The organism is Brachybacterium atlanticum, assembly GCF_025669985.1.
In the GTDB taxonomy this organism is placed as follows: domain Bacteria; phylum Actinomycetota; class Actinomycetes; order Actinomycetales; family Dermabacteraceae; genus Brachybacterium; species Brachybacterium conglomeratum.
In genome coordinates, this window is sequence record NZ_JAKJJW010000028.1 from 1 (window position 1) to 12,751 (window position 12,751).

10 protein-coding genes and 1 pseudogene are annotated in these 12,751 nt (G+C 74.7%); 6 read left to right on the forward strand and 5 right to left on the reverse strand.

Annotation, left to right across the window (positions count from 1 at the left end):
* The 4 genes and pseudogenes from L3K22_RS12725 to L3K22_RS12740 form a co-directional block, all read left to right on the forward strand.
* Positions 1 to 234: pseudogene (locus L3K22_RS12725) on the forward strand (ABC transporter permease); the annotation flags it as partial.
* A complete protein-coding gene (locus L3K22_RS12730) occupies positions 231 to 1,568 on the forward strand; it encodes an ABC transporter permease (protein WP_263311693.1) in 1,338 nt (445 codons plus the stop codon). The pseudogene L3K22_RS12725 and the gene L3K22_RS12730, both read left to right, overlap by 4 nt.
* Before the next feature lie 196 nt (positions 1,569 to 1,764).
* The gene (locus L3K22_RS12735; protein WP_263311694.1) at positions 1,765 to 2,211 is read left to right on the forward strand and encodes a cytidine deaminase; all 447 of its coding nucleotides are present in this window, start codon (positions 1,765 to 1,767) and stop codon (positions 2,209 to 2,211) included.
* A gap of 87 nt (positions 2,212 to 2,298) precedes the next feature.
* Positions 2,299 to 3,612, forward strand: coding sequence for a thymidine phosphorylase (locus tag L3K22_RS12740; RefSeq protein ID WP_263311695.1), 1,314 nt, complete (start codon positions 2,299 to 2,301; stop codon positions 3,610 to 3,612).
* Between the two features lie 145 nt (positions 3,613 to 3,757).
* On the opposite strand, the gene L3K22_RS12745 is transcribed toward L3K22_RS12740, so the two are convergent.
* Complete coding sequence (locus L3K22_RS12745) at positions 3,758 to 4,822, reverse strand: NUDIX domain-containing protein (protein WP_263311696.1); 1,065 nt, start codon at positions 4,820 to 4,822, stop codon at positions 3,758 to 3,760.
* Between the two features lie 75 nt (positions 4,823 to 4,897).
* Here L3K22_RS12745 and deoC point away from each other — a divergent pair, with 75 nt between their 5' ends.
* Positions 4,898 to 5,563 carry a deoxyribose-phosphate aldolase gene (gene deoC / locus L3K22_RS12750; protein WP_263311697.1) on the forward strand — a complete coding sequence of 222 codons (666 nt, stop codon included), beginning with the start codon at positions 4,898 to 4,900 and terminating at the stop codon, positions 5,561 to 5,563.
* 154 nt (positions 5,564 to 5,717) lie between these two features.
* Here deoC and L3K22_RS12755 read toward each other — a convergent pair whose 3' ends face one another.
* A complete protein-coding gene (locus L3K22_RS12755) occupies positions 5,718 to 7,481 on the reverse strand; it encodes a phospho-sugar mutase (RefSeq protein WP_263311698.1) in 1,764 nt (587 codons plus the stop codon).
* A complete protein-coding gene (locus L3K22_RS12760; RefSeq protein WP_263311699.1) occupies positions 7,478 to 8,347 on the reverse strand; it encodes a purine-nucleoside phosphorylase in 870 nt (289 codons plus the stop codon). The genes L3K22_RS12755 and L3K22_RS12760 overlap by 4 nt, the downstream gene beginning before the upstream one ends.
* Positions 8,348 to 8,444: 97 nt before the next feature.
* Between L3K22_RS12760 and L3K22_RS12765 the strand changes: the two genes are divergently transcribed.
* Complete coding sequence (locus L3K22_RS12765) at positions 8,445 to 9,911, forward strand: NAD(P)H-quinone dehydrogenase (RefSeq protein ID WP_263311700.1); 1,467 nt, start codon at positions 8,445 to 8,447, stop codon at positions 9,909 to 9,911.
* A 216-nt stretch (positions 9,912 to 10,127) separates the two neighbouring features.
* On the opposite strand, the gene L3K22_RS12770 is transcribed toward L3K22_RS12765, so the two are convergent.
* On the reverse strand, positions 10,128 to 11,906 hold the full coding sequence (locus L3K22_RS12770) for an acetyl/propionyl/methylcrotonyl-CoA carboxylase subunit alpha (RefSeq protein ID WP_263311701.1): 1,779 nt from the start codon (positions 11,904 to 11,906) through the stop codon (positions 10,128 to 10,130).
* Between the two features lie 57 nt (positions 11,907 to 11,963).
* A complete protein-coding gene (locus L3K22_RS12775; RefSeq protein WP_263311725.1) occupies positions 11,964 to 12,728 on the reverse strand; it encodes a Maf family protein in 765 nt (254 codons plus the stop codon).
* Positions 12,729 to 12,751: the final 23 nt, after the last annotated feature.

Below are 12,751 nucleotides of genomic sequence, written 5' to 3' on the forward strand. Positions count from 1 at the left end.
GGGACCGCGGGCACGACGGCCGACGGGCCCGCCGCGGACGGGGCCGACGAAAGCTCCACCGGCGGCGCCCACCGCGCCGACGTGCCCGTCGACGGGGGAGCGCCGCCCGGTGACGCGCCGCCGACCGGCGCCTCCGGGACCGGCACGCACGCCCGACAGGATCCGTCCGACGACACCGCTCCGGCGCCCGAGCGCGGCGAGCACACCACCGATGCGCAGGAGGACCACCGATGAGCACCGCCCCCGTGGTCGTCGCCGACGACTCCGTCGTCGAGAAGCGCCTGGACGACTCCCGCCCCGCCGGCTGGTGGCACCTGCCCGCCACCACCACCGTGCTCGGTCTGATCGCGCTGGTGTTCTTCGGGCTGCGCGGCCTGCCCGGCGCCGAGTCGGTGTACGCGCTCGCTCGCGAGACCGACCTGAACCCCCTCGGCCTCGTCCCCGAGCGCGTCACCCTGCCCTCGCAGGGCGGGGCGATCGTCCTGTCGGTGCTCGCGCTCGCCGCGTCGGCCGGGCTCTGGGTCCTCCAGGCGCGCCAGGCCCGCCCCTCCCGCGGCGTGCGCATCGCGCTGATCGCCGTGTTCGCCGTCGCCTGGGTCCTCGCCTTCATGACCTGGGTGATCTCCCAGCGCTCCCTCGACGTGACCACGCTGCTGCAGGGCACGATCGTGCTGGCCGTGCCGCTCGCCTTCGGGGCGCTGTCCGGAGTGCTCTCCGAGCGCGCGGGCGTCATCAACATCGCGATCGAGGGACAGCTGCTGTTCGGCGCCTTCGGCGCGACGCTGGTCGGCTCCCTCACCGGGAACGTGTGGCTGGGACTGCTCGCCGCCCCGCTGGTCGCCCTGATCATGGGTGCGCTGCTGGCGCTCTTCGCGGTCGGCTACCAGGTCCAGCAGATCATCGTCGGCGTCGTCCTGAACGTCCTCGCCATCGGCGTGACCTCGTTCTTCTTCGGCACCGTGATGCGGGACAACCCCGGGCTGTTCAACGCGCCGCTGCGCCTGCCCACCCTGCGGGTCCCGGTCCTGGCCGACCTCCCCGTGATCGGGAGGGTCCTGTTCGAGCAGAACATCCTCGTCTATCTCATGTGGATCATCGTCGCGGGCCTGACCGTCGCGCTCTTCCGCACCCGCTGGGGGCTGCGCGTGCGCGCCGTCGGCGAGCACCCCAAAGCCGCGGACACCGTCGGCATCGCCGTGAACCTCACCCGCTGGAAGAACGTGCTGCTCGGCGCCGCCGTGGCGGGCCTGGGCGGTGCGACCCTCACCATCGGCACCGGCGTCGCCTTCGGCGAGGAGATGAGCGCGGGCAAGGGCTACATCGCGCTGGCCGCGATGATCCTGGGCCGTTACCACCCCGTCGGCGCGCTGCTGGCGGCGCTGACCTTCGCCTTCGCGGACTCGCTCCAGCTGCGCCTGGGCACCATGTCCGCCGCCGAGGGCGGGGTCTCCATCCCCGGCGACTTCCTGCTCATGCTCCCGTACGTGGTCGCGCTGTTCGCGGTCGCGGGCGTGGTGGGCAGGGTGCGGGTCCCCGCTGCGAACGGGCAGCCCTACGTCAAGCAGTGAGCTCCCGCCGCTCCGCCGGGCGGCACCGAGCCGCTCCGCCGGGCGGCACCGCGCCGCCGCGTCCCGTCGTCTCCGGGGCGCGGCGTCCCGCATCGAGTCCCGTCGCCCCGGGGAGCGGCGCCGCACGTCGCGCTCCGCCCTCCCGGGACGGCGCGTTCCTCCCCTCCCGAGCCGCCGCAGTGAGAGCATCGAGCACATGACCGCGAACGACCCCGCGCCCCAGGCGCCGACCGCCCCTGCCGAGTTCGAGAGCCTCCTGGCCGAGGCCCGTGCGATCGCCGAGCGCGCCTTCACCCCGTACTCCCGCTTCCGGGTGGGCGCCGCCGCGCTCGCCGAGGACGGCCGCCTGCTGCGCGGCTGCAACGTGGAGAACGCCGGCTACGGCGTGACGCTGTGCGCCGAGTGCGGGCTGATCAGCGACCTCATCGCCGGCGGCGGCGGGAAGCTGCACCGCTTCGTGTGCGTCGGCGGCGACGAGTCCCTCGCCCGCGACGAGCGCGGAGTGGTCATGCCCTGCGGGCGCTGCCGCCAGCTGCTGTCCGAGCACGCGGGCGCCGACCTCGTGATCCTCACCCCCGAGGGGCCGCGCACGATGGCCGAGGTGCTGCCGCAGGCCTTCGGCCCCTCCGACCTCGCCCGCTGACATCGCCCTCTGACTCCGGCCGCGCCGATCCCGGCCGCTCGCCCCGCTCGCTGATCCCTGCCGCCCTCCACCACCCAGGAGCACGCCATGACCGACCAGATCTCCCGCCCCGCCGTCGAGCCCTTCGACGCCGTCGACGTCATCCGCACCAAGCGCGACCGGCAGCGGCTCAGCCCCGAGCAGATCGACTGGGTGATCGACGCGTACACCCGCGGCGTCGTCGCCGAGGAGCAGATGGCCGCCCTCGCCATGGCCGTGTTCCTCAACGGCATGGAGCGGGGCGAGATCGCCCGCTGGACCGCCGCCATGATCGCCAGCGGCGAGCGGATGGACTTCTCCTCCCTCGCCAAGCCCACCACCGACAAGCACTCCACCGGCGGCGTCGGCGACAAGATCACCCTGCCGCTCGCGCCGCTGGTCGCCTCCTTCGGCGTCGCCGTGCCCCAGCTGTCCGGGCGCGGGCTCGGCCACACCGGCGGCACCCTCGACAAGCTCGAGGCGATCCCCGGCTGGCGCGCCTCGCTCAGCAACGACGAGATGATGCGTCAGCTGGCGGACGTCGGCGCCGTGATCTGCGCGGCCGGCTCCGGCCTCGCCCCGGCCGACAAGAAGCTCTACGCCCTGCGCGACGTCACGGGCACCGTCGAGGCGATCCCGCTGATCGCCTCCTCGATCATGTCCAAGAAGATCGCCGAGGGCACCGCCGCGCTGACCCTGGACGTGAAGACCGGCGCGGGCGCCTTCATGAAGGACGAGGCCGACGCCCGCGAGCTCGCCCGCACCATGGTCGATCTCGGCACCGATGCGGGGGTGCGCACCGTCGCCCTGCTCACCGACATGTCCGCGCCGCTCGGCCGCACCGCCGGCAACGGCCTCGAGGTGCGCGAGTCGCTCGAGGTGCTCGCCGGCGGCGGTCCGGCCGACGTGGTCGAGCTGACCGTGGCGCTGGCCCGCGAGATGCTCGAGGCCGCCGGCGTCCAGGACGCCGACGTCGAGGCCGCGCTCGCCGACGGCCGCGCCATGGACACCTGGCGCGCCATGATCGCCGCCCAGGGAGGCGACGTGGACGCACCGCTGCCCACGGCGAAGCACGTCGAGGAGCTGCGCGCCACGGAGGACGGCGTGGTCACGGGCCTGGACGCGATGGGCGTGGGCGTGGCGGCCTGGCGTCTCGGCGCGGGCCGCTCCCGGCCCGGCGAGGCCGTGCAGGCCGCCGCCGGCGTCGAGATCGAGAAGCACCTGGGAGAGGAGGTCCGGGCAGGGGACGTGCTCGCCCGCCTCCACACCGACACCCCCGAGCGGATCGGCCGGGCCCTCGAGGCGCTCGAGGGCTCCTGGACCCTCGCCGCGCCCGGCACCGCCATGCCCGAGCGGAGGATCGTGCGGGACCGGATCGCCTGACCCGGGCCCGTCCCGGCCTCACCTGGCCGGCAGGGTGCTGCGCCTGTCCGGCGCCGTCGGGACGCGGCGATGCGCCGGAACGAGGCTCCCTTCGCGCAGACCGCCAGGTCTCGTGCCCGGCCGCAGCCTCCGGAGCCCGGGCGCCTCAGGAGCCGCGAAGGGCCGGAAGGATGTGCTCGGTCATCAGCGGGGCGAGCCGCACGCCCGCCGGCGTCCCGGACAGCGGGAACCAGCGGTGGTCGGCGAGCTCGGCCCGCACCTCGAGCGGCTCCGGGAGGGACTGCCGGCAGACGAAGACCGTCGAGCGCACGCGGGTGCTCGGCTCGTTGGCGGCGACGGCCTCGAACTCGCCGAGCGGGAAGAGACCTGCCGGATCGAGCCGCGCGCCGAGCTCCTCCTCCACCTCGCGCACCGCCGCCTCGAGCGCCGACTCGCCCGGCTCGAGCTTGCCGCCCACCTGCATGTAGGAGCCGGTGCCGCGCTTGCGCACCGCGAGCAGCTCTGCCCCGTCCTCGCCCTCGCGCAGGAAGGCGACCGCGGTGATCTCGAGGACCGTCCCGGCGCCGTCCGCGGCCGGTCGCTGGCGCTGCTCGGCCGCGGCGAGGGCGGTGAGGCGTCGCAGCAGGCGGGTGCCCTCGCGCAGGCCCACCGGGCGCATCCCCGCCGCTTTCCAGCGCTCGAGGTCCCCGTGCTGGTCACGGGCCAGCCCCCAGCCGCGCCGCAGCAGGGTCAGCGGCGGCTTGCGGCCCTCGCGCAGGTCCCGGGCCAGTCTCAGCGCGAACACCACCGGGGTGGGGCGCTGCAGCACGATCGCGTCGGCCAGCAGCCCCAGCTCCCGCAGCGGCGCTATCAGCTGGGCGGCGAAGATCCCCTCGGCGATCAGCAGCTCGGCGTCCTCGGCGTGCAGCGTCGCGGTGCCGGTGCGGCGGGAGAGCGGGATCGAGTAGACGGGCACCTCGGCGACCCCGTCATGGGCGAGGGCGACGAGTGCCTCGAGCGCGGCCCCAGCGTTCCAGGAGGCCGGATCGTCCCAGTCCACGATCCCGAAGCGGTGGGGGAGGGAGGGATCGTCGTGGTCGCGGTAGAACTCGTCCAGCGGCACCGTGGGCAGTCCCGCACGGCGCGACATCACGCCCTTCCCGCTGCCCGAGGGGCCGGCGACGATGACGATGCGGCGCGGGGGACGGGGGAGCGCGGAGGGGCCGGTCATGGACGACGATCCTACTGCGCCGCGACCTTCCCGCCACGTCGACGGGCACGGCCCCGCCGTGGGAGGATTCCGTGCATGACCCCCATCGAGAACGCCCAGCTCGCGCAGCTCATCGACCACACCCTGCTCAAGCCCGAGGCCGCCCGTTCCGACGTCGACGCCCTCGCCCGCGAGGCGGAGGCCCTCCGCACCTACTCGATCTGCGTCTCGCCCTCGATGCTCCCGGTCGAGACCTCCGTGAAGGTCGCGACCGTCTGCGGCTTCCCCTCCGGCCAGCACAGCGCCGAGGTGAAGGCCTTCGAGGCGCGCGAGTCCGTGGCCAAGGGCGCCGACGAGATCGACATGGTGATCAACGTGGGCCTCGCCCGCGCCGGGAAGTTCGACCAGGTCGAGCATGAGATCCGCGCCGTCCGCGACGTCGCGAAGGCCCCGGTGCTGCTCAAGGTCATCATCGAGTCCGCCGCCCTGGACGACGAGCAGATCGTCGCCGTGTGCCAGGCCGCCGAGCGCGCCGGCGCCGACTTCGTGAAGACCTCCACCGGCTTCCACCCCGCCGGCGGCGCCTCCGAGCACGCCGTGGCGCTCATGCGCGAGACCGTCGGCGACCGCCTCGGTGTCAAGGCCTCCGGAGGGATCCGCACCCGCCAGGCGGCCGAGGCCATGGTCGCCGCGGGCGCGAGCCGGCTGGGCCTGTCCTCCTCGAAGGCCATCCTCGAGGGCGGCACCGGCTCCGGCTACTGAGCAGGGCCCGGGCCGCCCGCGCGCGAACACCGCGCGGCCGGCCCGGGAGCGTGACCTGCGCGTCGAGGGGGCCGCGCCGTCGGCCCGCCCCGCACAGCACGGGGCCCGTCCGGAAGCAGCTCCGCGGAAGGGCCTCGTGCTGTGCCGGAACGGCTCAGGCGCCGGTGAGGGCCGTGCGCATGTCCTCGGTGATCCGCTCCAGGTGCGTCGAGGCCGCACGGCGCACCTCGCCCAGCGCCGCCTCGTCGGCTGCGGCGGGGACCTCCTCACGCACCTCGATGTAGCACTTGAGCTTGGGCTCCGTGCCTGAGGGGCGGACGATCACGCGCGCGTCGTCGGCGGTGGCGAGCAGCACTCCGTCGGTCGCGGGGAGGCCGGTGGTCTCCGCCGAGCCCTCGGCGAGGTCCTGCACGTCGCTCACCTCGCTGCCCGCGAGCGCGGCGGGCGGCTCGGAGCGCAGCCGCGCCATCATCACGTCCCGCTCGGCGAGCTCCGTGACCCGCAGCGAGAGCTGCGAGGTCGCGAAGAGTCCGTGCTCGCGGGCGAGCTCGTCCAGTCGTCCGACCAGGGTGGTTCCCTCGGCGCGGGCGAGCGCCGCCATCTCGGCGACCATCAGCGCGGCGGAGAGGCCGTCCTTGTCGCGCACCAGATCGGGCAGCACGCAGTAGCCGATCGCCTCCTCGTAGCCGAAGACGATCCCGGGCGCACGGGCGATCCACTTGAAGCCCGTCAGCGTCGTCGCGGCCTCGAGCCCCGCAGCCTGCGCGATCCGTCCCAGCCAGCGGCTGGAGACGACCGAGTTCGCGACCGTCCCCGCATAGCCGTGGCGGCGGATCAGGTGGTCGCCCAGCAGCACGCCGAGCTCGTCGCCCGTGAGCATCCGCCAGTCGCCCAGGTGCGGGTCGAGCACCGCGGCGGCGCAGCGATCCGCATCGGGGTCGTTCGCGATGACCACGTCGGCCTCGAGGGTGCGGGCGAGCTCGAGGGCGAGGTCGATCGCGCCGGGCTCCTCCGGGTTAGGGAAGGTGACGGTGGGGAAGTCGGGGTCCGGATCGGCCTGCTTCGCGACCGGGTGCACCTCGGCGAAGCCGGTGCGGTGCAGGGCCGCGAGCGCCGTCTCGGTGCCCACGCCGTGCATCGCGGTGTGCACGATCCGCACCTGCCGCGGCCCCTCCGGGTCCGGCAGCGCGCAGATCGCCGCGAGATAGTCCTCGCGCAGCTGCTCGCCGAGCACCTCCCAGCCCGCGGCGCGGGGGATCTCCCGCACGGGGCCGACGGCGGCGATGCGGGCGGCGATCTGCGCGTCCGAGGGCGGCACGATCTGCACGCCCTGCCCGTCGGGCGCGGAGGCGCGGCCGCCGAGGTAGACCTTGTAGCCGTTGTCCGCGGGCGGATTGTGGGAGGCGGTGACCACGATGCCCGCGTCGGCGCCCAGGTGCCGCACCGCGAAGGCGATCAGCGGGGTCGGGCCGAACCGCTCCAGCAGATGCACCCGGCAGCCGGCCGCCGTCATGATCTCCGCCGAGGCGCGGGCGAAGTCCTCCGAGCGGTGGCGGGCGTCGAAGCCGATCACCACCAGCGGCTGCTCGAGGCCGAGATCGCCGGTGAGATGGTCGGCCAGGCCGCGCGCGGCGCGGGAGACCACGGCGAGGTTCATCCGGTGCGGGCCCGGGGCCATGCGGCCGCGCAGCCCGGCGGTGCCGAACTCCAGATCGCCGGAGAAGGCGTCGCGGACCTCCTCGGCGGCCGCGGCGTCGCCGGCATCCGCCTGTTCCAGGAGGTTCTCGAGCACGGCCCGGGTGACGGGATCGGGGTCGTCATCGATCCAGTCGGCGACCCGGGCGCGCAGCTCGGCGTCCAGGGCGGCGCCGCCTACCCCCTCGGCGGAGCCGGGCGTGGGAGTCGCATCGGGGCTCATGCCGCGCCCCCGTCGGCCCCTGCCGGGGCGCCCGCGCCGTCGGCCGATCCCGCGGTGATGCGGCGCACCGTCTCGGCGAGCAGGCGGGAGATGCGGGGCCCGGCCTCCCGGCCCGCCTCGAGCACCTCCTCGTGGCTGAGCGCCTCCCCGGAGATTCCGGCGGCGAGGTTCGTCACCAGCGAGATGCCCAGCACGTCCAGGCCGGCCTCGCGGGCGGCGATCGCCTCGAGCGCGGTGGACATGCCCACGAGGTGCGCGCCGATGGTCTTCGCCATCTGCACCTCGGCAGGGGTCTCGTAGGTGGGGCCGGAGAACTGCATGTACACGCCCTCGTCGAGGGAGGGGTCGACCTCTTTCGCGATCGCGCGCAGCGCCGGGGTGTACAGATCGGTGAGGTCCACGAAGTTCGCGCCCACCAGCGGGGTCGCGCCGGTGAAGTTGATCTGGTCGCTGATCAGCACCGGCGTGCCCGGACGCCAGGACGGGTCGATGCCGCCGCAGCCGTTGGTCAGCACCATCGTGCGGGCGCCCGTCGCGGCGGCGGTGCGCACGCCGTGCACGACCGCGTCCACTCCCGCGCCCTCGTAGAAGTGGGTGCGGGCCCCGAGCACGAGCGCCCGCGCGCCGGTGCCCTCCACGCGGATCGAGCGCAGCGTGCCGACGTGGCCGGCGACGGCCGGCGGGCGGAAGCCGGGGATGGAGGTCGCGTCGGCCTGCCAGACGGTCTCGCCGAGGAGGTCCGCGGCGCCGGACCAGCCCGAGCCGAGCACCAGGGCGAGGTCGTGGGCGGGGGAGGAGCTGGCCTCGGCGATCGCGGCGGCGGCGTCGCGGGCGAGCTGGTACGGATCGGTGCTCGATGCAGTCATGGACCGAAGGTAGCGCAGGGAGGGGGCACGACGAAGCCCCACGGCGCATGCTCCCGGAATCGGCCCCTGACGTCACAGGTCATGCCACGATGGCGGGGTGAGCGATCCGAGCACCGCCCTGCCGCCCGACCCCCGCCGGGTGCCCCGCAGCGACGACGACGTCCAGGTGGTGATCATAGGCGGTGGGCCCGGCGGCTACGAGGCCGCGCTGACCGCGGCGCGCCACGGCGCCCGCACCACCCTCGTCTCCGATCGCGGCGTCGGCGGCGCGGCCGTGCTCACCGACGTGGTGCCGTCCAAGACCCTCATCGCGACCGCCGAGGTGCTCGACCTCGTCGCCGGCTCCCGGGAGCTCGGGATCCGGGACGCCGACGACGGCGCCGCCCCCACCGCCGAGACCCTCGACGTCGATCTCGACGCGGTCAACATGCGCGTGCGCCGACTCGCCGACGCCCAGTCCGCCGACATCCGCCAGAGCCTCGTCGCGGCCGGGGTCGAGGTGCTCGACGGGCGCGGCCGCCTCGACGGCCCCGACCGGGTCGAGGTGAGCGGCGCCGACGGGGAGACCCGCGTGCTCGAGGCAGACGTGATCCTCCTGGCCGTCGGCGCCCGCCCCCGGGAGCTCGGGACCGCACCCTTCGACGGCGAACGGATCCTGAACTGGACCCAGCTGTACTCGCTGCAGGAGCTGCCCGAGCACCTGATCGTGGTCGGCTCGGGCGTGACCGGCGCCGAGTTCGCCAGCGCCTACCGCGCCCTCGGCAGCGAGGTCACCCTCGTCTCCTCCCGCGAGAAGGTGCTGCCGGGCACCGACGCCGACGCCGCCGACGTGCTCGAGGACGCCTTCGCGCGCCGCGGCGTCACCGTCCGCCCCCGCTCCCGGGCCGCCGGGGCGCGGCGCACGGCCGACGGGGTCGTCGTCACCCTCACCTCGGGCGAGGAGATCGAGGGCAGCCACGCGCTGATGGCCCTCGGCGGGATCCCCTGCACCTCCGATCTGGGACTGTTCACCGCGGGGGTGCGGGTGCGCGAGAGCGGCCACATCGAGACCGACCGGGTCTCGCGCACCTCCGTGCGGGGCATCTACGCCGCCGGGGACTGCACCGGCGTGTACCCGCTCGCCTCGGTCGCCGCGATGCAGGGCCGGATCGCGATGCACCACGCCCTCGGGGAGGCGGTCTCCCCGCTGATCGCCGCGCAGGTCTCCTCCGCGATCTTCACCAGCCCCGAGATCGCGGTGGTCGGCGTGAGCGAGCAGGAGGTCGCCTCCGGCCAGGTGCGGGCCGACGTGCTGATGCTGGGCCTGGAGACGAACCCGCGCGCGAAGATGCAGGGCATCGACGAGGGCTTCGTGAAGCTGCTGGTGCGCCCCGACTCCCACACGGTGCTCGGCGCCGTGGTGGTCGCGCCGCGGGCGAGCGAGCTGATCCTGCCCTACACGCTCGCCGTCGCGCACCGCCTGACGGCGGAGCAGCTCGCGGGCACCTCCACCGTCTATCCCTCGCTGACCGGCTCCCTCGCCGAGGTGGCGAGGCGGAAGGTGCTGGCCGGCGGCAGCGCCTGAGCCCACCAGGGCAGGGCGCCGCGCACACCGATGCGCCCTGGGCTGACCGGGTCAGGGCGCCGCGCACACCGATGCGCCCTGGGCCCACCGGGGCAGGGCGCCTCGCACACAAAAGCGCTCTGTGCGTGACCTCGACGGCTGTTCCGTGCTGAGGTCACGCACAGAGCGCAGAATTGTGCGGCGGGGGGCGGGCGGGCGGGTGGCGCCCGAGCCGGGTCAGTCCTCGATCGAGCAGAGCACCGCGCCGGCGGAGACGGTCGCGCCGATCTCGGCGTTCAGGCCCTTGACCACGCCGGAGCGGGAAGCGGTGATGGGCTGCTCCATCTTCATCGCCTCGAGCACCACCAGCACATCGCCGTCGGCGACGGTCTGGCCCTCCTCGACGGCGACCTTCACGATCGTGCCCTGCATCGGCGCGGCCACGCCGTTGCCGCCCGCGGCGCCCTCGCCGGCACCGCGGTGCTGGCGCTTGCGGCGCTGGCGCACCGCGGCCTGCGGGGCGCGCAGGGAGGCGGGCAGGCTGATCTCGACGCGGCGCCCGTCGACCTCGACGACCACGGACTCGCGGTCCTCGGGCTCCTCCGGCTGCGCCGGCAGCGGCGCGGCGGGCAGGTCACCGGCGAACTCGGTCTCGATCCAGGTGGTGTGTACCGAGAAGGGCTCCTCGGCGTCCTCCGGGGTGAAGGCCGGGTCCTCCATCACCGCGCGGTGGAAGGGCAGCACGGTGGGGATGCCGTCGATGCGGAACTCGGCCAGGGCGCGGCGGGAGCGCTCGATCGCCTCCTGCCGGGTCGCGCCGGTGACGACGAGCTTGGCGAGCATCGAGTCGAAGGCGCCGGAGACCTCGTCGCCGGCGCGCACGCCCGACTCGATCCGCACGCCCGGGCCGGAGGGCACGTCGTAGCGCTGGATGCGGCCCGGAGCGGGCATGAATCCGCGGCCGGGGTCCTCGCCGTTGATGCGGAACTCGAAGGAGTGCCCGCGCGAGACGGGGTCCTCCTCGCTGACCCGCTCCCCGGCCGCGATGCGCAGCTGCTCGCGCACGAGGTCCACGCCCGCGACCTCCTCGGTCACGGGGTGCTCGACCTGGAGGCGGGTGTTGACCTCGAGGAAGGAGATGGTGCCGTCCTTGCCGACGAGGAACTCGCAGGTGCCGGCGCCGACGTAGCCGGCCTCGCGCAGGATCGCCTTGGAGGAGGAGACCAGCTGGGCCCGCTGCTGGGAGGTGAGGAAGGGCGCGGGCGCCTCCTCGACGAGCTTCTGGTGGCGGCGCTGCAGGGAGCAGTCGCGGGTGGAGACGACCTGCACGTTGCCGTGCATGTCGGCCAGGCACTGGGTCTCGACGTGGCGGGGCGAGTCGAGGAACTGCTCCACGAAGCACTCGCCTCGGCCGAAGGCGGCGACGGCCTCACGCACCGCGGAGTCGAACAGCTCGCGCACCTCGGACTCCTCGCGGGCGACCTTCAGGCCGCGCCCGCCGCCGCCGAAGGCCGCCTTGATCGCGATCGGCAGGCCGTGCTCGCGGGCGAAGTCGACGACCTCGTCGGAGTTCTTGACCGGGTCCTTGGTGCCGGCGACCAGCGGGGCCCCGGCCTTCTGGGCGATGTGGCGGGCGGAGACCTTGTCGCCCAGCTTCTCGATCGCCTCGGGCGGCGGGCCGATCCAGGTCAGGCCCGCGTCGATCACGGCCTGGGCGAAGTCGGCACGCTCGGAGAGGAAGCCGTAGCCGGGGTGGATCGCATCGGCGCCGGAGCGCTTGGCGATGTCGAGGATCTTGTCGACGACGAGATAGGAGCTCGCCGCGGTGCTGCCGCCGAGCGCGTACGCCTCGTCGGCGATCACGGTGTGCAGCGCGTCGCGGTCCGGGTCGGCGTACACGGCGATCGACCGGAGGCCGGCGTCCTTGCAGGCCCGGGCGACGCGCACCGCGATCTCCCCACGGTTGGCGATGAGCACCGTGGACAGGGGGCGGGGTTTGGCGGGTCGAGGGGCCATGAGGCGGAGGTTCCTTCCGGGGAGTGCAGCAGAGGTCGAGTGTAGTACCGCGGATGCTCAGTCAGCGGCAGGCCGTGACCGGTCGGGCTCGTCGGGGCCGGGCGCGGGGTCGCCGCCCGGCGCGGCGTCGTCCTCGGACCCGGCGCCGGCCGGTGCCCACAGCTCGTGGATCCCCAGGCCGATGTCGGCGAGCAGGCGGCGCAGCAGCGGCAGCGAGAGCCCCACCACCGCGTGCGGGTCGCCCTCGACGGAGTCGACGAAGGGGCCGCCGCGGCCGTCGATCGTGAAGCCGCCGGCGACGCCGAGCGGCTCGCCGGTGGCGACATAGGCGTCGATCTCCTCGTCGGAGAGGTCCGCGAAGGTCAGGGCGCAGGACGCGGTCGCGCCGAAGGTCGCCCCGGTGCCGCCGTCCTCCGGATCGCGGTCATCCACGATCCAGTGGCCCGAGTGCAGCACCCCGGTCCGTCCCCGCATCGCGCGCCAGCGCGCCGCGGCCCGTGCCGGCTCGTGGGGCTTGCCGACGACCTCGCCGTCGATCTCCAGCATCGAGTCGCCGCCGAGCACCACGTAGCCGCCCTCGCTGCGCGCGGTCGCCGCGAGCGCCTTCTCACGGGCCAGCAGCAGCACCTCCTCGGCGGGGGCGAGCGGGGCGTCGCCGGCGGCCTCGCGGGCCGCGGCGAGGATCCCGTCCTCGTCGAGGTCGACAGGCAGGGTTCGGTGCTCGATGCCGGCCGCGGCGAGGGTTGCGCGGCGTCCGGCGGAGGCGGAGGCGAGCAGGAGCAGCGGCTCGTGCTCCTCCGCGTCGGCCGACGGGTCGAGCATCGGGTCGGCGCTCGGAGCGTTCG